Origin of the sequence: Janthinobacterium kochi (assembly GCF_051380715.1) — a bacterium.
Taxonomy (GTDB): Bacteria; Pseudomonadota; Gammaproteobacteria; order Burkholderiales; family Burkholderiaceae_D; genus Janthinobacterium.
On sequence record NZ_JBNYXO010000001.1, the window covers coordinates 26,798 to 46,329 of the forward strand.

A 19,532-nucleotide genomic window follows, 5' to 3' on the forward strand; every position below is an offset into this window, starting at 1 on the left:
GCTTGCGCGTCTTGCAGACGAACACCGAGGTATACCCGTCATGAACCCGAGTACCCTGGATGGCTTGAAGGCGTCCACTGTTGCCGATGAGGTCGTCGGCGACGCATTTGGCGAGAGCGGCCACGGCATCGTGCTGGGCGATTTTCTGGCTGCGAACTACGCCCGCCTGTACCGCCGATTGTTGCGCAATCTCGGTTGTCCCGACCTGGCCAGCGATTGCCTGCACGATGCCTGGCTACGATTGGCGGGCATGAGCGACCCTGTGTTCGTGCAAAACCCGAACGCCTATGTCTACCGGGTAGCATGCAACGTCGCGATGGACCAGCTGCGCGGCACGCGCTCGTCGCAGCACGACGATGAGGTTGCAATCGAGCATCTGACTGACCCGGCCCCCGGTCCGGACCTCATTGCTTCGGCCCGCTCCGATTTGGCCGCAGTCGAGCGCGCGATGCAGCGCATGCCGTACCGGCACCGTTCTGTTCTGCTTGCCCTGAGGATCGAAGAAAAGACGCGCCAGGAAGTCGCGGACGAGTATCAGGTTTCCCTGACCAGCATCGATACGATGCTGCGCCAGGCCCTGGACCATTGTGCCCAGGAAACCGGGCAGAATGCGATCGGGGGCATCAGCCAGTCCCGGCGAGGTTTCTCGCGCCGCTGGCAGGCCAAGGTGCTCGCCGCAGAGTCCACTGCGATGGCGCGCGAACGAAGCTGCATCCGGCACTGACAAGCAGAGCACGGTATTCATGGCGCCGAGGGCATCTTCTGTGCGTCTGCAGCAGGGAAAACGGCGACACCTGCCTGCTTGGGCTTGACCTGCGTACAGGCACGAGCGAGGCTGGCGGCGTTTGCTAAGTAAGCCCCTGGCCGCGCCCGCGTCAGTGACTTGACGGACCTGCCAGCCCCCGTTTTCGCCATTCTATCCCCCGATTTCCGTCCCCTGTCGCTGTAATCAACCTGGCAATACCGCTTTGGCCTATGATTTGCTGGCACGTGCACGTGTGATGTTTTCCCTTCATTCATCAACCATGAGGTGTCCATGATTCGCTATGTCCTGCCTGTCCTGTTGTTCGCCAGCGCACTGCCGGCGCACGCGCAAGCCCCTGTCAAGGAAACGCCGCTGATCGAGCGGGCCAAACTGTTCGGCAATCCCAGCAAGTCCGGTGGCAAGCTTAGTCCCGATGGACGGTGGCTGTCGTGGATCGCGCCGCGCGATGGCGTGCTCAATGTGTGGGTGGCGCCGGCCAGCGACCTGGCGCAGGCGCGTCCGCTGACGCAAGAGAAGGTGCGGCCCATCCGCGGCAGCTTCTGGTCGCCCGATTCGACAACCCTGCTGTTCATCCAGGACAAGGGCGGCGATGAAAATTTTCTGCTGTATGGCGTGAACGTGGCAACGGGCAAGCAGATCAATTACACGCCGTTCGAGAAGACCCGCGTGCGGATCGTCCAGATCAGCAGCAAGGTCAAGGACCGCATCCTGGTGGGCATCAATAACCGCGATGCGCGCTGGCATGACGTGTACAGCCTGGAGCTGGCCAGCGGCAAGCTGACCCTGGTGCAGCAGAATGATGGCTATGGCGGCTACCTGGCCGACGAGCAGCTCAGGCTGCGCATCGCCAGCAAGGCGCGCACCGATGGCGGCATGCAGTATTTCCGCATGACGGATGGCAAGGTCGAGAGCGCACCGCTGGCCGAGGTCGGCCTGGAAGACTCGCAGACCACGGCGCCGCTGGCGTTTACGGTCGATGGCAAGACCTTGTACTGGACCGATTCGCGCGGCCGCAATACCTCGGCGCTGCTGGCGCAGGACGTGGCCAGCGGCAAGACCAGGCTGGTGGCGCAAGACCCGCGTGCCGATATTTCTGACGCCCTGTACGACACGCGCACGGGCCAGGTGCAAGCCTATTCCGTCGACTATCTGCAGCAGGAATACCTGCCGCTGGCGGACGAGCTGAAGGCCGACCTGGCCTTCCTGAAGAAAAACACCCAGGGCCAGTTCACGGTGACTTCGCGCACGGATGCCGACGACAAGTGGCTGGTGAGCGTCGACGCCGTCACGGCGCCGCCATCGAGCTGGCTGTACGAGCGCAAGACCAAAAAACTGACGCGTTTATATGTTACCCGGCCCGAACTGGAAGGCGCGCCGCTGGTGCCCATGTATCCGCAGCAAATCAAGGCGCGCGACGGCCTGACCCTGGTGTCCTACCTCACCTTGCCGCAGGCATCGAAGGCGAACGCCGGCGGCGTGCCATCGCAGGCGGTGCCGATGGTGCTGCTGGTGCACGGCGGCCCGTGGGCGCGCGATACCTATGGCTACAACGGCTACCACCAGTGGCTGGCCAACCGCGGCTATGCGGTGCTGTCGGTGAATTACCGTGGCTCGACGGGCTTCGGCAAGCAATTCATCTCGGCCGGCGACCTGCAGTGGGGCCGCAAGATGCACGACGACTTGCTCGACGCCGTGCAATGGGCCGTGAAGAGCGGCGTGACCAGCGCCGACAAGGTGGCCATCATGGGCGGCTCGTACGGCGGCTATGCCACCCTGGCTGGCATGGCATTCACGCCCACCACGTTCGCCTGCGGCGTCGACATCGTCGGCCCGTCGAACCTGTTCACCCTGCTGCAAACCATCCCGCCTTACTGGGAAGCGGGCAAGCAGCAGTTCTACAAGCGCATGGGCGATCCGACCACGGAAGAAGGCCGCGCGCTGCTGAAGGAGCGTTCGCCGCTGAACTTTGCGCAGAATATCCAGCGCCCGCTGCTGATCGGCCAGGGGGCGAACGACCCGCGCGTCAACGTGGCCGAGTCGGACCAGATCGTGGCGGCCATGGCGGCGAAGAATATCCCCGTCACGTATGTGCTGTTCCCCGATGAAGGCCATGGCTTTGCCCGGCCCGTGAACAACATCGCCTTCAATGCGGTGACGGAAAACTTCCTGGGACTATGCCTGGATGGCAGCGCCGAGCCGATCGGCGGCACCTTGAAGGCGTCCACCGCGCAGGTCAAGCATGGCGCCGAGTTTGCGCCGGGCTTGCAGGAGGCGATGCGCTAGGCACTGCAAGCTCGCGGGAACCGCCTGCTTGCGGCTCCCGCATTAAAAGAGTTTCAATGTAATAATGATTCATTTAGAATAAGTCACTGTCCTGTCTCTATCAAAACGGAAATGCACCATGGATATACTGACCCTCGAGCATTTTGCCCCGCGCCTGAATGACACGTTTGTTTCGGTCAGCGACGGCAATGCGCCGTTCATCCTGGTGGAGGCGAGACCGCTGCCGGCATCGACCTTGCAGGGGGCGCTGCGTTCGCCGTTCAGCCTGCTTTTTCGCAACTCGTCCGCCATCCTCTTCAACCAGAAAATTTTCCAGCTGCAGCATGATGCTTTCGGCGAAGTGGGGATTTTCCTGGTGCCGGTGGCGCGCGATAACCACGGCTTCCTGTATCAGGCCGTGTTCAATTAGGCGTGCGCGCCAGTTGCTGGCGCGCTTATCGGTGAGGCAGACTGTGCGCCTGCCTCTCTCCCTATCCCGCTGCGTTCAATCGAAACGGGGAAATTCTCCCTGCAATGCAATGCAATAGTTCAATCCCAGCAAAGGCTGGCGGTTTTCGTGCGGTTGGTTGCCACCGGTAAAGCCAATGACGTTGGGCGCCAGCGAGGTATCGGGAGTGATGCTGACCGTCATGGCTATCGTCTTGCCCGGTGCCAGCAGCAGGGCGTTTGCCACCGGGACATTGCTTTGAAGGCTGGCCGTGGGCTGGCGGTTGACCGTCATGCCATGCCTGTGCGCCGGCAATTCATCCGTCGTCAGCGTCACGCCAGCGCTGCCAAAGGGCGTGCCGATGTCACGTGGCGACAGGCCTGGTCCCATACCCTGGCTGCAGGCGGAGCGCCCGACCAGGTTGGGGAGCTGGAAGGTGGTGGTGCCATTGCCGCCGTAGGTGGTGCCGATCAGTGCGTACAGGGCGGTGTTTTGGGTCAGCGACAAGGTGGCGCCGTTGCACAGTGCCCAGCTTACTGGTGGATAGTTGAAACCGAAGATCTGAATCTCGCCAAGGAATGGTGATGCCACGATTTTTCTCCTGTGAAGTCGGGTGGACTGCCGTCATTACTGCTGCGTAGGGAAGACCCCTTCATAGGCAATGCAAAATGACACAGCCACCGTTGGCATGACGTTGTCATGGGGAAGGTTGCTACCACGCAGGCCGCAGGCGACGCCCGACAGCACCGACGGCAGGGCCCCCGTTGCACTGGTCGCGTACATATTGTCGCTGTTGGTGGCAGCCCCCAGCGCCAGCGTCGGCCCCGGTGTTGCGGCAGTGGCGGTGGCGTTGGTGGCGAAATAGGTGTGAATATGCTGGGGAATCTGTGCTGTTGTTAAGGTGACTTGTTCGCTGCCACCGCTTTCGCCGAGAATGCGCGCCGTTAAGCCCGGTCCCTGCCCCTGATGCAAAGGCAACTGACCCCGTAAATCCGGCACGCCAAAAGTGACCTGGCCATCGCCACCATAGGTAGTGCCGATCAGCATGAACAACACTTCATATTCAGCAATAGGTTTGAGGCTGCCGTCGCAGGCAAACCACCCGGTGGGGATGCGTGGAAAGGCAAACTGGCGAATTTCACCTACATAACATTGGGACATGGATGTTCTCCGTTAACAAAGTGGGATGCGGTTTAGTTACGCGAGGGGAAAACACCATACAAGGCAATGTTGAAATTGATGACGCGGAAGGGCTGCATATTGTTATGCGGGCCATTGCCGCCAACGCTGCCAAGCGTCTGCTGCGCCAGCGCCACCTGCGGTCCTGATGCGGCGACATAAATCGATTCGGTCCCGCTGCTGGCATACAGTGCGCCAGCGGGATTCTTGACCGATCCCGGGGGCGCCAGCGCGCTGGCCGCATGGTTGTGCATTGGAAGCTGGGTGGCTAGCAAGGTGACAGTTTCCGAACCGGCCGGCGTGCCCTGGACGAGTGGGGCTGGTTGCCAGTTCCCGTCGGCAGAGGCTCCTGAACCGAAAGGCGTGCGGCTGCGCAAGTCGGGCAAGGCAAAGGTCGTTTGCCCGTTGCCGCCGTACTGGGTGCCCAGCAGGGAAAACAGAGCGGCATTCTGCTGGATGGACATGATTTGGCCACTACAAGCCGCAAATCCCTTTGGTGTGAAGCCAAAACCAGCCATCATGATTTGGCCTACAAAGACTTCAGACATCGCATTATCTCCCCATAACTGTTGTTAAATGGAACACAGAATAATACTTTTATTGGCGGTAATTGTTTTACATTAATATATCTCTTTTTAGCAACACTTTTTAGTTGCTTTATTTGCTACTCGTAGTAGCATACGTTGATGCAAAGCAAGCGTCAATAAAATTGGGAATCCTTTTCAGACCCGCCGGCGGTGGCTGAAATCCACGTAAACGGTGGCCGTGATGGCGCAGGGCCTGGTCCAGACTTTCCTCATCCAAAAAATGTATCGAAGGAAAATGATGTTTCCAAATCTCCGCAAATTGAGTTGCCCGTCCCCTGTCAGTGGTGTGGATTTCTGGACTTCCGACAGGTGCCCCGCGTCGCGTGCCGCGCTCTTGCCGCCCTGGCTGATGCGCGTGGCGGTGGCCGTGCTGTTTATCCTGATGTCGTCGTGGTCGCATCATGCCGTTGCCGCCACTAGTTGCCAGAACCCAGTCAACATCACCATTGTGTCAGGGGGGTTTGTTCTGGAGGACTATAATCCCAATCCTTGTACTTGGGGTCTGATGCCGATACAGGTTGCGCCGTTGCATGGTGACATAATCGAGGATCCGGTGAGCACGAATATCGTGCACTATGTAAATAGAGCGAGCGACAATGCCACCTTTGATACCTTTACTGTCGGTGACGATAGCCTGAACCCCATTGTCTATAACGTCACGATATTGCCCAGTCCCCCAGTTGCCGGCGCCGTCAGTGCCACGGTGGCTTACGGCAGCGGTCCCAATCCGATCACCTTGAGCCTGAGCGGCGGCGCGGCGACGTCGGTGGCGGTGGCGTCCGCCGCCGCGCATGGCACGGCGACGGCCAGCGGCACCAGCATCACTTACACGCCGACGGCAGGTTATTCCGGGCAAGACAGCTTCACCTACACGGCCAGCAATGGCGGCGGCACCTCGGCGGCAGCTACCGTGACGATCACGGTGGGCACGCCTACGGTCAGCCTGACGCCGGCCACGCTGGCCAATCCGACGGCGGAAGCGGCCTACTCTGCAGCGCTGACGGCAGCAGGCGGCACGGCGCCATACACATTCAGTGTCAGCAGTGGCAGCCTGCCTGCCGGCCTGAGCCTGAATACGGCCACCGGTGTGCTGTCGGGCACGACGAATGTGGCGGGCAGCTTCACCTTCAGCCTGAGCGCCAGCGACAGCAGCACGGGGACGGGCGCGCCGTTCAGTGCGACCAACAGCTACACCGTGAGCGTGGCTTCGCCGACGATCACGGTGACGCCAAGCACCTTGCCAGCGGCAAGCGTGGCCACCGCGTACAGCCAGCAATTGACGGCCAATGGCGGTGTGGCTCCGTATGCCTACACGGTGTCGAGCGGCAGCCTGCCTGCCGGCCTTACCCTGAGCAGCAGTGGTTTGCTCAGTGGTACGCCGACGGCGGGCGGCAGTTTCACCTTGACCGTGCAAGCGGCCGATGCGCATTTGTTTACTGGCACGCAAAGCTATACCGTGGTCGTCTCTTCGGCCACGGTCAGCCTGACGCCGGCCACGCTGGCCAATCCGACGGCGGAAGCGGTCTACACAGCAACGCTGACGGCAGCGGGCGGTACGGCGCCATACACATTTAGTGTCAGCAGCGGCAGCCTGCCGGCCGGCCTGAGCCTGAATGCCGCCACGGGGGTATTGTCCGGCACGACGAATGTGGCGGGCAGCTTCACCTTCAGCCTGCGCGCCAGCGACAGCAGCACGGGGACGGGCGCGCCGTTCAGTGCGACCAACAGCTACACCGTGAGCGTGGCTTCGCCGACGATCACGGTGACGCCAAGCACCTTGCCAGCGGCAAGCGTCGCCACTGCGTACAGCCAGCAATTGACGGCCAGCGGCGGCGTGGCTCCGTATGCCTACACGGTGTCGAGCGGCAGCCTGCCTGCCGGTCTCACCCTGAGCAGCAGCGGTTTGCTCAGTGGTACGCCGACGGCGGGCGGCAGTTTTACCTTGACCGTGCAAGCGGCCGATGCGCATTTGTTTACTGGCACGCAAAGCTATACCCTGGTCGTCTCTTCGGCCACGGTCAGCTTGACGCCGGCCACGCTGGCCAATCCGACGGCGGAAGCGGCCTACTCTGCAGCGCTGACGGCAGCGGGCGGTACGGCGCCGTACACCTATAGCGTGGCCAGCGGCAGCCTGCCGGCCGGCCTGAGCCTGAATGCCGCCACGGGGGTATTGTCGGGCACGACGAATGTGGCAGGCAGCTTCACCTTCAGCCTGCGCGCCAGCGACAGCAGCACGGGGACGGGCGCGCCGTTCAGCGCGACCAACAGCTATACCCTGACGATTGCGGCACCGGCCCTGAGTCTGGCGCCTGGCAGCCTGACCGCGATCCGCGCCGGCGACGCCTACAGCCAGCAGTTCACGGCTGCCGGTGGCGTCGCGCCATACGCGTATTCGGTCAGCAGCGGCGCCTTGCCTGCCGGTCTGGTGCTCAATGCTGCCAGCGGCGTGCTGAGTGGCACACCGACCGCGTTCGGCAGCTTCGTTTTCACGATACGCGCGGCGGACGCGCACCAGTTCACGGTGCAGCAGGCGTTGACCCTGCAGGTGAACCAGGCGCCGCCACCCGTTGTCAATGAAACGGCGGCGACATCGGCCAACCAGGAGGTGAGCCTGACCATTGATGCCGCAGATGGCAGCCCTATCACGGCAGTCACCATCGTCACGCCGCCCAGCCATGGACGGGTCGATGTCGTTTCTTCGGCGCGCATGGCAAGCATGGCCCGCAGCGTTGGTGCTGCTGCTCCTGCTGTTACCCGCTTCATCGTCACCTATACGCCAAACAAGGATTATTTTGGTCCGGATAGCTTCAGCTATACGCTGACAGGCGCAGGCGGCGTATCGCCACCGGCCACATTCAGCCTGGTGGTAGCGCCGCAGCCGGTGCCCGTGCCTGTCGTCAAGACGGCGACGGTACTGGCCGGCACGCCGGTGACCCTGCATGTGACGGAAGGCGCCACCGGCGGCCCGTTCACGGCAGTGGCCATCACCACGCAGCCAGCCAGCGGCACGGCGACGGTCAGCGGCATGGATATCATCTACACGCCAGGTATCAATACCAGCGGCGACATCAGCATCGGCTACACCCTGTCGAATGTGTTCGGCATCTCGGCGCCGGTGACGTCGACGATTAGCGTCAATCCGATGCCGCAGGTGACGAGCCAGAGCGCCACGGTGGTGGCCGGCCTGACGGTGACCGTCGACCTGACGGCGGGCGCCACGGGCGGACCGTTCACGGCGGCCAATGTGCTCAGCGTCACGCCGGCCGAGGCGGGCAAGGCGGTGGTGCGCGACGTGGGCACGGCCGGCAAGCCGTCGTATCAGCTGAGCTTTGCGGCGTCGGGCAAGTTTGCCGGCGCGGCCGTCGTCAGCTACACCCTGAGCAATGCCTTCGCCACCTCGAAACCGGGCGTGGTCAACGTGACCGTGACGGCGCGCCGCGATCCGTCGGTCGATCCGGAAGTGATCGGCCTGCAGGCGGCGCAAGCCGATGCGGCGCGGCGTTTCGCCAGCGCGCAGTTGTCGAACTTCACGCAGCGCCTGGAAAGCCTGCATGGCGATGGCTGGGGACGTTCCAGCTTCGGCCTGAGCCTGACGCTGCCGAACGACAGCGGCAACCCGACGGCAGCACTGGCACGCTGGCAGGAGCAGGAAGCGGACCGCGTGTTTGGTTCGGCAGTCAAGCCTTACATGCGCAAGGCAGCCTTGCGCCAGACCGATGCCGGTTTCAGTAGCGACAAACAGGCGGGCGGTGCGGATGTCAGCCAGGCCACGAATGGCTTGCCGGACATGCCGCAGAAGCCGGACACGCAGAAGCAGGCCTTGTCGCTGTGGCTCGGTGGCGCGGTCGATTTCGGCCAGCACTATGTGAATGGCCGCGATACGGGCTTCCGTTTCCGCACCAATGGCGTGAGCGTGGGTGGCGATTACCGCCTCAGCGACCTGGCGACCCTGGGTGTGGGTGCCGGTTTCAGCCATGACCGCAGCGATGTGGGCCAGAACGGCAGCCGCAGCACGGCCGACAGCGCCGTGGCGGCCGTGTATGGCAGCCTGCGCCCAAGCAAGGGCGTCTTCCTCGATGGCGTGCTCGGCTATGGCACCTTGCAATACGACGCGTCGCGCTACCTGAGCGATGGCAGCGGTTTCGCCACCGGTGAGCGCGACGGCAAGCAAGTGTTCGGTGCAGTCGTCGGCGGTATCGAAGTGCGCCATGAGACCTGGATGTGGTCGCCATACGGCCGCGTGGAACTGATGTCGGCCAAGCTCGATCCGTACACGGAGAAGGCAGCGGGCATCAATGCCTTGAGCTACTTCAAGCAAACCGTGCGTTCGCGCATCGGCGCGCTGGGCATGCGGGCCGAGGGCTTGTACGTGGGTGGCCTGGGCACGTGGTTCCCGCGTGCGCGGCTTGAGTACCGCCACCAGTTCCAGGGCGCCGATGATGCGCGCCTGGCGTATGCCGACCTGGCGGCGGACGGTCCCGTGTACGTGATCCGCACCTTGCCGCAGCAGACGGGCAACTGGACGGCGGGGCTGGGCGTGAAGCTGCTGCTGTCGAACGGCATGACCATCACGCTGGACTACAACAGCAATCTGAATATCGATAGCGGGCGTACCCAGTCGGTAATGTTCGGTATCGCCATGCCGCTCAAATAATCAGATCAGCATCAGGCCAGACCTGATCGCCGGACCGGAGAACAAACCGGTCCGGCGATTTTTTTTGGGCTTATGTCAGCGTCAGGCGTGGTGACGCTTCCAGCGCCGCCGCCACCTGAAGCAAGGTATCGCCAAAGCCGCCCCGTGCCCTGGCATGGCGGCGGGCGCTGGTGGTGACGCGCGGCGCAGCGCTCCAGGCGATGTGCGCGCCGCACGCCTGCAGGGCGGCGACCATGGCCACGTCTTCGCTGCAGGCCAAGGGCGCGAAGCCGCCGGCGCGCAGGTAGGCGCTGGCGCGCACGCCGAAGTTGGCGCCATGGATGTGGCGGTGGCCATCGGCATCCGTGTAGGTACGGGCGAAGTGTGCGAGCAGGGCAGCGGCACTGGACCCGTGCGGCGACCAGTCGTCCACCGCGACCGTGCCGCAGACGGCATCGGCGTTCAAACCCAGCTGGGTGCTCAGCCAGGAGGGCGACACGCGCGTATCCGCATCCGTAAAGGCCAGCCAGCGGGCGCCGCGTTGCAGCAGTTGCTGCGCGCCGGCGGCGCGCGCCGTGCCCACGTTCTGCGCATTGACGGCGATGCAGTCCAGGCGCCAGCGCAGGTCCGCCTGCATGGCATGCGCCAGCACGATGCGCTGCGACTGGTCGCTGCAGGCATCGAGCACGACGACGATGCACACCGCCTCGCCTTGCAGCAAGGGACAGGTGGCGGCAAGGCGCAACGCTTCCAGGCAGGCGCCCAGGCACGCCTCCTCGTTATGCACGGGCACCACCACGCCGATCATGCGAAGCCCTCGCGCTGCGCCACCGAGCGCGTATCGTTCGACCAGATCCCCAGCAGGAAGTCGGTTTCTTCGTGCCGCAGCACGCGGTGCAGGCCGGGCGCGTCCTGGAAGGCCGCATGTACGCGCACGGTCGAGACGATGCGCTGCGCGAACGGCGCGCGCCAGTGGCACAGGACGATGCTGCCGCCCGGCGCCAGGCTGGCGATGCTGTGTTCGACCACGCGCGCCAGCTCTTGCGCCGACAGGTAATAGGCGATCTCGCTCAGGACGATCAGGTCGAACTTGTCGGCGCCCGGCAGGATGCGCGGCCAGTCCTGCGGCAGCCGGTGCTGCGCGAGGCTGACGTTGCCGCCGCATCCGGCGTCCAGCAGGCGCTGCTGCGCCAGCCCCAGCGCTTCGGCCGAGAGGTCGGCCGCCAGCACGCGCTCGCAGCGCTGCGCCAGTTCGGCCGTCAGCTCGCCATTGCCGCAGCCCGGTTCATACGCGTGGCGGTAGCGCCGCTGTGGCAGGCTGGCCAGCAGCAGGGCGCGCTTGCGCTCTTCGTACCAGCGCTGGCGCACCCGCCACGGATCGGCATCCTGGCGGTACAGCTGTTCGAAATAGCTGCCGCGCTGGTCGTCCGGCGTGGAAGATGGGTTCATAGAAAATACACCTCCCAGGCATGTAGCAGGCGTTGCAAGGCGTCGCCGGCGACGATGGCGGGGCGGCCCGTCGACGGGTCGTCTTGCATCTGGCTGGCGAAGCAGCGCAGGGCCGCGCGCTTGCGCTGCAGGATGGGGGGCGGCAATGGCAGGCGGTGCGCGCGGTGCCACGGCACGCGTATGTCGCCCGGCGCGGCCCAGTGCCAGCCCCAGACGGGCATTTCCACCAGGGTGGCGCCGTTCGCCGCGCAAGCTAAAGCGCAGGCCCGGCCGCATGCGTCATGGTCCGGATGGCCGTCCAGGCGCCAGGTGGTGAAGACCCTGTCGCCCGGACGCAGCTGCGCTGCCAATGTGGCGCTCAGGTATGGCGTCATGCCGGCCACGCCGCCATCGGGCAGGTGCAGGCGCAGCCACGCGGGCGGTGCCAATCCCAGCGTGGCCAGCGCTTGTGCGGATTCCTGCGGACGCACCTGGCGCAAGCGTTCCTGCGGCCAGAGGGGAGAGTCCGGGTGGCTGGCGTCGCCATCGGTGACGGCGATGAACAGCAATTGGCTGCCCTGCGCCGCCAGCAGTTGCAGCAAGCCGCCGCAGGCGAGGATTTCATCGTCGGGATGGGGCGCGACGATGACGGCGCGCATCCCTGGCGGTACCAGGAAGTGAGCGCTGATGGCGGGGATGTCGTTCAGCCCCGGCCAGGATAGCCATTCCTGGTCCGGCGTGCCGTTGCCTTCGATGCGGCGCGCATGCGTATCGGATTGGGGCAGCATGTCAAAGCGCCCACGGATGGTCTTCGGCGCCGGCGACGATGCCGCCCAGCACGGCCTGATCGCGTTCGGCATGGCTCTGGCGCAGGAAGACGGGCAGGTCGGCCACCAGGCGCGCGAAGCGGGCATCGCGGCACAGGGGGCCGGCGCCCAGCGCACGCGTGGCCAGGTGCAGGACCAGGGTGGCGGCGTCTTCCACCGTCAGGCGCAGGCGCAGCGCCAGGCCCATGGCGTCGCGCTGCGGCTGTGCGTCGATGTCGGCGGCGCCTTCGCGCAGCAGCGCGCCGGCGGCGCGCAGCGCGCAGTCGATCTGCCCCAGTTGCGCCAGGCGCACGGCATCGGGCGCGGCGTGCTGCGCGCGCGCATGCAGGTGGCTGGCGACGGCGCAGGCCGCGCCATACCAGGCGGCCGCGATGCCGGCGCCGCCATGCCAGAAGCCGGGGCGCTCCAGGTAGGCACCCGGAGCGCCCACGGGAAAGGCCCGCGCGCCGGAAAAGGTCACGTCGACGCTGGCGCAGGCGAGCATGCCGACCGCTTGCCAGCCTTCATCCGTGACGTGCACTCCCGGCTGCGACAGGGCCACGGAGGCCAGGCATGCCTGGCCGTCCTTGTTCCAGCAGCTGATCAAGGCATGGCTGAGTCCATTCGCCCCGGAGCACCAGGCCTTGCGGCCATCGAGCACATAGCGGCCATCGGCCGCTTGCTGCATCTGCACGCGTGCGCCCGGCATGTCCGCGCACCATACGCCCCAGCTGCTGCCGGCCGGCACGCCGGGACCGTCGATTTCCGCCAGGATGGCCAGCGCATCGGTATGGCCCTCATACAGCTTGAGCAGGGAGAGGTCGATGGCGGCGATGGCGGCCAGCATTTGCCAGCGCTGCAGGGTGGCGCCGTGACCGGGCAGGGGCAGTTGGTCGAGTCCCGCGTCGCGCAGGCGCCGCAAGCCTTCGATCGGGTGGAAAGCGCTGTCCTGTGGCTGCAGCAGGGCGGCCAGTGCAGCGTTGGACGGCAGGGGAAAGGTGTTAGGCGACATGACAAGCTCCTGTTTTTCAACAGAATAGCTTTGTGTTTTCGCAATGTATGTTCGATTCTGCACATACACTCGCTAACGGCCTCAAGTCTATGCAGCGGTGGGCGCGATGGCACGGCTGCGGCAAGCTGCAGGGCCGGGCGGCCCTGCAGCAGATCAGGCGCTTACTTTTTCACGTAGTGCATGTCCAGCACATACACGCCCTTGTCCAGCATCACCGTGTACAGGTCGTTGCCGCGCAAGGACAGGCCGCCGGGGATGCTTTGTGCCGCTTGCATGCCGTCGTCCTGCATGCAGGAACTGCCATTGTCCACGTCGACGCACCAGTTGTTCTTGCCATCCATCATTACATTTTTCACGGTGGCGCCGGTCCTCTGGAACGTATAGGCCGGGACCGATGAGGTGATCTTGTCGACGCGCAAGCTCGTTGCGGCGGCGTTTTCCGCCAGCTTGATCTGCATGTCGGCGTAGCCATCCGGCTTGCCGGTGATTGTCGTGCTCATGCGGTCTGTCGCGACCACGGGGCCGGAGCAATCGGCCTTGAAGTAGGTTTCGCCAGTCGGCGTCAGTTCCAGCGAACCGCTGCCGTCGGTCTTGAGCGCGATGACGAGCAATTGGCGGTCGTGATTGTCGCAGGCCGACTGCCAGGTGCCGACATACGCGGCCAGCGGCGAGGTGCTGCCGGAGTCGCCGGCAAGCTGCTGCGTCGTGCCGCTGCCGCCACCACCGCAGGCGGTCAAGAGTGTTGCGGCCGAGCCGGCCAATACTGCCAATAATTTTTTCATTCAGAGTCCTTTTTATCCGGCAGCGGTGCGTGCCGTCAACGCGGCCTGATTATAGGAGTATTGACAGGGGACAATTCTCACCGAATCTATCAGTGACTTGATTTGGATCAATATCTTTCCCAAGAGGACGATACGGAATCAGGTGGACAGTTATGCCAGATGCGCCGCGCGGCTGCATCTGGCGCAGTTCGCTTACTTGCGGGTCAATACAAAATTTGTTGTGTAGACGGCCGCATCTGGCAAGAGCAGATACAGCTTGTCGCCTTGCAGGTACAAGCCACCCGTTTGCGTGCTGGCGGGCTCCTGTCCCGCGTCAGCGGCGCAGGAGCGCGGCTTGTCCGGGTGAGTGATGCACCAGGCCGGCTCCCCCAGTTCGACGGAATAGGTCAGGTCCTTGCCGGTGAAGACGCTCGTATAAGCGGGACTGCTGATGGTGATTTTGTCAATGCGGGTGGCGTTCGTGGTGCCAGCAGGGTTGAGCTGGACCTGCACCTCGGCCGTGCTGCCATAGCTAACGGTGGAGGTGACAGTGGGGCTTTGGGTGGCAAATGGCGTGCCGGAGCAGTCTGCGGTCTCGAAGTGCTCGATCTTGTCGGCGATCTCCAGGCTGCCGTCGGCTTTGCTGGTGATGGTCATTGTCTCGAGCGCCTTGTCCTGGCAGGGCGTCTGCCAGTTGCCCGCATACACGGCCAGGGGCGCTGCGGCTTGTTCGGCAGGAGGGGAAGAACCACCGCCGCAAGCGGCCAGCAGTGTGGAAGAGGTAAGTGCAGCGAGGGTTTTTTTCATGTGTTTCCAATAATCGGCAAAGTGGCGTGCCAGAGGCGCGCCAGATTATACGAAATATTTCTCTATGGAAATTCACGAAAAACTCACCATGCTGCTGCGCCGCCCGCAAAGAGGGAATCTTTGCGGGTTAGCGTCACCTCATTGCGCTTAAAACTCTTCCCAGTCATCGCCGGCCGCTGCCTTGGCGGGCGCGTGCTGCGCCGCTTGCGGCTTGGCGCCGCTCAGGCGCTTGGCTGGCACGGGTGTTTTTGGCGGCGCGGCGCGCGGCGTTGCCACGCTTGCTGCCGGTGCCGTCTGGTGCACCTGCTCGCCCAGCTTGAACACGCTGACCACCTTGGCCAGATGGCTGGCCTGGTCTTGCAGGCTTTCGGCGGCCGCCGCCGCTTCCTCGACCAGGGCCGCGTTTTGTTGCGTCACGCCATCCATTTGCGCCAGCGCCTGGTTGACCTGGGCGATGCCGTCGCTTTGCTCGGTGGTGGCGACGCTGATGTCGGCCATGATGGCGGTGACCTTGCGCACGCTGTCGACCACCTGCTCCATGGTGGCGCCCGCTTCATCGACGAGCTTGCTGCCGGCGGCCACCTTGCCCACGGAATCGTCGATCAGCAGCTTGATTTCCTTGGCCGCCGCGGCCGAGCGCTGTGCCAGGTTGCGCACTTCCGTGGCGACGACGGCAAAGCCGCGTCCCTGTTCGCCCGCGCGCGCCGCTTCCACGGCCGCGTTCAGGGCGAGGATATTCGTCTGGAAGGCGATGCCATCGATGACGCTGATGATGTCGACGATCTTGTTCGACGAGTCATTGATCGATGTCATGGTCTCTATCACCTTGCCGACCACTTCGCCGCTCTTTTGCGCCACGCTCGATGCGGAAGCGGCCAGTTGATTCGCCTGGCGTGCATGGTCGGCGTTTTCCTTCACCGTGCCCGTCAGCTCTTCCACCGAAGCGGCCGTCTCTTCCAGTGAACTGGCTTGCTGTTCCGTGCGCGCCGACAGGTCGTTATTGCCTTGCGCAATTTCCGCGCTGGCACGGGCCACGTTGTCGGCGCTGGCCTGCACTTGCAGCAGCACGGCGTGGATCTTTTCCACGAAGGCGTTGAAGCCCTTGCCGATGACGGCCAGCTCGTCGGTGCCCTTGACTTCCAGCTTCACGCGCAGGTCGGCGTCGCCGCTGGACAGGTCCGTCATGGTGCGGCCCAGCGTGCGCAGCGGTCGCGTCAGCTGGTTGACGACGAGGATCAAAATGCCGGCCGTGGCCGCCGCGCACAGCAGGGCGACGATCAGGGTGTAGGTCATCAGGTCGCGCGCCGAGGCGATGGCCACGCTTTTCGGGAAATTCAGTTCCACGCTCCAGGGCGCGATATCGGGGTGGATCTGCAGCGGCTGCAGCAAATGGATGTAGCCCTGGCCATCCTCGTATTCATACGGCTGGCCCTGGCGTACCTTTTCCAGGCCGGCCGCCGGCACGTCGTCGGCCTTCTTGCCCAGCCGCTCGGGCGCGGGATGGCTGGCGTACAGGCCGCCGTTCGAGATCAGGGCCAGCTTGCCGCCCTCGATCACTTTCAGGTCGGCCAGGATTTTCGCCAGGCGCGTGAGCATGAAGTCGGCGCTGGCCACCCCCTTGAAGCTGCCGTCGATCATGATGGGGGCGACCAGCGAGGCCATCAGTACATCCTTGCCGTCGACGGGGTAGATGTACGGTTCCGTAAAGAAGGTTTTTCCCGTGCGCTTGGGCACGTCATACCAGTCGTTGGCGCCCGGTTTCGGGTCGAAGACGATGGGTTCGACTTGCAACTTGCCGCCGGCGCCGCGCGTCCAGTAGGGCATGAAGCGGCCGCTGGCGTCGTAGTACGGCTTCTGGTTGGCAAATTCCGCATCCTTGCCGTCGAGCGAGTCCGGCTCCCACGTCACGGCCGCGCCCAGCAAGTCTTCCGAACTGGTCAGCGTGGCCTTGGTCAGTTCATTGATCTGCTCGCGCTGCAGGGGCAGGCTGGCGCTTTTGGTGCCGCGCATGGCGCCGGCCAGGCTGGAAACGCTGGCCAGGTTGCTGGCGATGCGTGCCTGCAAGGCGCCAGCCACTTCGCGTGCCGACGTGCGCGCCAGTGCCAAAGCGGCTGCCTCGGCGCTGGCGCTGCTCTTGTAACCGATCACCGCCGCCGTGACGCCCAGGCTGAGGATGGCGAGCGCGGTGGCGGCGACGCAGATTTTGCTGTTGAGAGAAAGTTGCATGAGGCTGTTCCTTGATGGGGAGGATATCGGTGTCATGGGCGGCGCGCGGGGCGCACCTAGAACGTCTTGCTGATGGCCACGACCAGCGTGGCCGCGGCGGGGTTCGAGGTGTCGAACTGGCCGGCCGCATTCGGGATACCCAGCGTGTAATGGTCGTAGGCGTCGGTGGCGCCCCAGGCGCGCGTGAGGGCGGCGCTGGCGCTCCAGCCGCCATCGAAGGCCCTGGTGACGCCGACCTTGGCGTCGCGCCAGTTCCAGATGGCATTACCGGCGCCCGCCACCCGGCCATTGCCGGCGTGCAGATTCAAGGTCCAGGCATTGCCCAGGTCGACATTCGCGCCCACGTCCAGGTAGCCCGTGCCGCGCGCATTCGTGATGCCGAAAAAGTCCCGCGTGACGGTATGGTTGTACTTGGCGTACAGCATCTTGTAGCTCAGGCCCAGCGACAGTTCGCCATAGTCATACTTGACGCCCGTGGCGCGGTAGACGGCGCCCGGATACTTGTAGTAATACGCCAGCACGCTATAGCCCAGTTCGCCCACCGTGCCGCTGTAGCCGCCATACAGGTCCCATTCGATGCTGGCGTCTTCGATATAGCGGTCGCTGACGGTGGAAACCCAGGTTCCCAGCGACCAGCCGCTTGGGTGTGCGTAGTCGGCCCCCGCTTGCAGCGCTGGTTTGCCCCAGGTCTGGCGAAAGCCGCGCGAAATGTATTGCGAGGTGAGGCTGGCATTGGCGCTGAAGGTGGCGGCAGTGTTGTCCGTGGTCTGCGCCTGCACGGGCAGGGCGGCCAGCAGGAAGACGCAACCCAGCAAGGATGTTGCAGGAAAATGATGGTGCGATGGCATGGCAGTCAGCTCCGTATTTGCTGGCAGCGGCCGTCCAGGCGCGTTGCCTTGATGGTTGCAATAAATGAATGCGGAATGGACTTTGCGCAAGCAAGGCGACGCCGTCTGCATGTTCGCATGAACATGCACACATTCTCACCAAACGTAACTGAAAGGATAGGGGCTAGGGCTAGTGGAAGTCAATAAAGTTGCGCTGCGGAAATCGTAAGTTGTTGTTTCTTGGCACTTTTTCATGCGCCTGTCACATGCTTGGCGCGCCACGGCTGGCTGCCTGTTGCAGGCTGGCCAGCAAGCCGGGCAGGGCCGCATGCAGGGCGGGCAGGTCGCCATCCAGTAGCTCGGTCTGCATTTCCACCAGGCCCGATGGCTGGCCCCAGACGACCTTGGCGCTCAGCCGGACGCTGGCGTCGAGGCCCGTGACGCTGACCAGCAGGGCGACTTCTTCCGGGGCATCCTCGGGGACTTCTCCGAGCAGGCAGGAAATGCCGAAATGATAATCCTGGAAGGCGCTGGCCGTACCGCTGGAAAAGGCGAACACGGAGGCGAGTAACTGAGGCGCAGCGGCCGCAAGTGGCGGCAGGGCGGCGCGGAACCGGGGCAGCAAGTCGTTTTCCAGCTGGCGCACCAGCGGATGAGTGTGGCTAAGGACGGTCATGCGAGGATGCAGTAAGTGGCGGCGCGCGATAGTAGCAGTTTTTGCTGCCGCCGGGGCCGTCGTCAGGCGGCGTAGCGGCTGGCCATGCTGGCGATGGTGCTTTTCATTTGCTCGCGCAGGACGGCGGGCGCCAGCACTTCCACACCATCGCCCAGGCCCAGCAGCCACCATTGCAGTTCGCGCGTACTGGGTACGGTGGCGGTCAGGTGCAGCGAGCCATCCTCGCGTTCCTGTAATTGCTGGTCCGTACTCAGCGGCGTCTCGTACAGATGTTCGCCACTGCGCCGGGCAAACACGGCTTCGAGCAGCAGCGGTTCGCCATCGCGGATGCCCATGGCGCCGGAGGCTATGTACGCGTCGATGTCGAAGCCTGGCTGCGCTCGCGCGGGCAGGTAGAGCATTTCCGCTTGCTGCACGCGGTGCAGGACCAGGGTGCGCACATCGTTGTAGTCGGCGAACAGGCATACCAGATAGAGCAGCTGACCCCGCTGCACGATGGCCAGCGGATGGACGGCGTCATAGCTGACGGGATTGTCGCTGTCGCGCTTCTTGTAGCTCAGCTTGAGCTGGCGGTTCTGCATCAGCGCTTCATACACAGTGCGCTGGCACGCTTCGTCGATCTCGGGCGCCAGCAAGCGCTGCATGGGGGCGATGACGCGTATCTTGCCCAGCCAGGCCGACGCGCTGCCACGCTCGCTGGCGGCGTTCAGGGTCTGGCGCGCCGCGCTGAAATACGGTTGCATGCTGTCCAGGGTGGACGGCGGCAGCGCATGGCGCAGGTGCTGCTCCATCAGCGCCAGGGTCAGTGCGGCAGGCGTCGACAGGCCCGGCATGTCCATGCGCGCCGCATTTTCCATCCAGCACCAGCCAAATGGCTTGCTGTCGGCTGGATTGGTCAGCGGAAAAATCTCGGCCAGGTCCAGCAAATCACGCTGGATCGTGCGCACGCCGATGGCAAAGTCGATGGCCTTGAGCTTGTCGTGCAATTCGTTGGCGGTGATGGTGCGAGGCGCCTGCGGTATCAGGCGCAGCATTTGCCATTGGCGCATGATGGTGGAGGGACGGGGCGCGTGTTCAGACATGGTGGTTCCGTTCAATTCGGTGGCAGGATGTG

Annotated in this window: 17 protein-coding genes; 4 read left to right on the top strand and 13 right to left on the bottom strand. The window is 64.1% G+C overall.

Annotation, left to right across the window (positions count from 1 at the left end; translation table 11 throughout):
• Window positions 1–40: 40 nt before the first annotated feature.
• The 3 genes from ACQ4WL_RS00095 (at window position 41) to ACQ4WL_RS00105 (ending at window position 3,458) form a co-directional block, all read left to right on the top strand.
• The gene (locus ACQ4WL_RS00095; protein ID WP_436507332.1) at window positions 41–724 is read left to right on the top strand and encodes an RNA polymerase sigma factor; all 684 of its coding nucleotides are present in this window, start codon (window positions 41–43) and stop codon (window positions 722–724) included.
• A 312-nt stretch (window positions 725–1,036) separates the two neighbouring features.
• A complete protein-coding gene (locus ACQ4WL_RS00100) occupies window positions 1,037–3,049 on the top strand; it encodes a S9 family peptidase (protein WP_436507334.1) in 2,013 nt (670 codons plus the stop codon).
• A 118-nt stretch (window positions 3,050–3,167) separates the two neighbouring features.
• Window positions 3,168–3,458: a DUF6916 family protein gene (locus tag ACQ4WL_RS00105; RefSeq protein WP_436507336.1), complete on the top strand. Its 291-nt coding sequence runs from the start codon at window positions 3,168–3,170 to the stop codon at window positions 3,456–3,458.
• A 75-nt stretch (window positions 3,459–3,533) separates the two neighbouring features.
• Here the strand turns inward: ACQ4WL_RS00105 and ACQ4WL_RS00110 are convergent, their stop codons facing one another.
• From ACQ4WL_RS00110 to ACQ4WL_RS00120, 3 genes are read right to left on the bottom strand one after another with little or no spacing between them, the layout of a single operon-like run.
• Window positions 3,534–4,067, bottom strand: a complete 534-nt coding sequence (locus tag ACQ4WL_RS00110; RefSeq protein WP_436507337.1) for a phage tail protein — start codon at window positions 4,065–4,067, stop codon at window positions 3,534–3,536.
• Between the two features lie 36 nt (window positions 4,068–4,103).
• Window positions 4,104–4,637 (bottom strand): phage tail protein, encoded by a 534-nt coding sequence (locus ACQ4WL_RS00115; protein ID WP_436507339.1) that lies wholly within the window; start codon window positions 4,635–4,637, stop codon window positions 4,104–4,106.
• Window positions 4,638–4,669: 32 nt separating this feature from the next.
• On the bottom strand, window positions 4,670–5,203 hold the full coding sequence (locus ACQ4WL_RS00120) for a phage tail protein (protein ID WP_436507340.1): 534 nt from the start codon (window positions 5,201–5,203) through the stop codon (window positions 4,670–4,672).
• A gap of 592 nt (window positions 5,204–5,795) precedes the next feature.
• Between ACQ4WL_RS00120 and ACQ4WL_RS00125 the strand changes: the two genes are divergently transcribed.
• A complete protein-coding gene (locus ACQ4WL_RS00125; protein ID WP_436507342.1) occupies window positions 5,796–9,896 on the top strand; it encodes a putative Ig domain-containing protein in 4,101 nt (1,366 codons plus the stop codon).
• 70 nt (window positions 9,897–9,966) lie between these two features.
• On the opposite strand, the gene ACQ4WL_RS00130 is transcribed toward ACQ4WL_RS00125, so the two are convergent.
• The 10 genes from ACQ4WL_RS00130 to ACQ4WL_RS00175 form a co-directional block, all read right to left on the bottom strand.
• The gene (locus ACQ4WL_RS00130) at window positions 9,967–10,683 is read right to left on the bottom strand and encodes a glycosyltransferase family 2 protein (RefSeq protein WP_436507344.1); all 717 of its coding nucleotides are present in this window, start codon (window positions 10,681–10,683) and stop codon (window positions 9,967–9,969) included.
• A complete protein-coding gene (locus ACQ4WL_RS00135) occupies window positions 10,680–11,324 on the bottom strand; it encodes a class I SAM-dependent DNA methyltransferase (protein WP_436507346.1) in 645 nt (214 codons plus the stop codon). The genes ACQ4WL_RS00130 and ACQ4WL_RS00135 overlap by 4 nt, the downstream gene beginning before the upstream one ends.
• Window positions 11,321–12,091, bottom strand: a complete 771-nt coding sequence (locus ACQ4WL_RS00140; RefSeq protein ID WP_436507348.1) for a PIG-L deacetylase family protein — start codon at window positions 12,089–12,091, stop codon at window positions 11,321–11,323. Before ACQ4WL_RS00140 ends, ACQ4WL_RS00135 begins: the two co-directional genes overlap by 4 nt.
• 1 nt (window position 12,092) lies before the next feature.
• The gene (locus tag ACQ4WL_RS00145) at window positions 12,093–13,121 is read right to left on the bottom strand and encodes an acyl-CoA dehydrogenase family protein (protein ID WP_436507350.1); all 1,029 of its coding nucleotides are present in this window, start codon (window positions 13,119–13,121) and stop codon (window positions 12,093–12,095) included.
• Window positions 13,122–13,282: 161 nt separating this feature from the next.
• The gene (locus ACQ4WL_RS00150) at window positions 13,283–13,903 is read right to left on the bottom strand and encodes a hypothetical protein (protein WP_436507351.1); all 621 of its coding nucleotides are present in this window, start codon (window positions 13,901–13,903) and stop codon (window positions 13,283–13,285) included.
• Window positions 13,904–14,095: 192 nt separating this feature from the next.
• On the bottom strand, window positions 14,096–14,689 hold the full coding sequence (locus tag ACQ4WL_RS00155) for a hypothetical protein (protein WP_436507352.1): 594 nt from the start codon (window positions 14,687–14,689) through the stop codon (window positions 14,096–14,098).
• 147 nt (window positions 14,690–14,836) lie between these two features.
• Window positions 14,837–16,915: a methyl-accepting chemotaxis protein gene (locus tag ACQ4WL_RS00160; protein WP_436507353.1), complete on the bottom strand. Its 2,079-nt coding sequence runs from the start codon at window positions 16,913–16,915 to the stop codon at window positions 14,837–14,839.
• Window positions 16,916–16,971: 56 nt separating this feature from the next.
• Window positions 16,972–17,763 (bottom strand): TorF family putative porin, encoded by a 792-nt coding sequence (locus tag ACQ4WL_RS00165; protein WP_436507355.1) that lies wholly within the window; start codon window positions 17,761–17,763, stop codon window positions 16,972–16,974.
• Between the two features lie 241 nt (window positions 17,764–18,004).
• Window positions 18,005–18,418 carry a hypothetical protein gene (locus ACQ4WL_RS00170; RefSeq protein WP_436507356.1) on the bottom strand — a complete coding sequence of 138 codons (414 nt, stop codon included), beginning with the start codon at window positions 18,416–18,418 and terminating at the stop codon, window positions 18,005–18,007.
• A 62-nt stretch (window positions 18,419–18,480) separates the two neighbouring features.
• Window positions 18,481–19,500, bottom strand: coding sequence for a helix-turn-helix transcriptional regulator (locus ACQ4WL_RS00175; RefSeq protein ID WP_436507357.1), 1,020 nt, complete (start codon window positions 19,498–19,500; stop codon window positions 18,481–18,483).
• Window positions 19,501–19,532 lie beyond the last annotated feature (32 nt).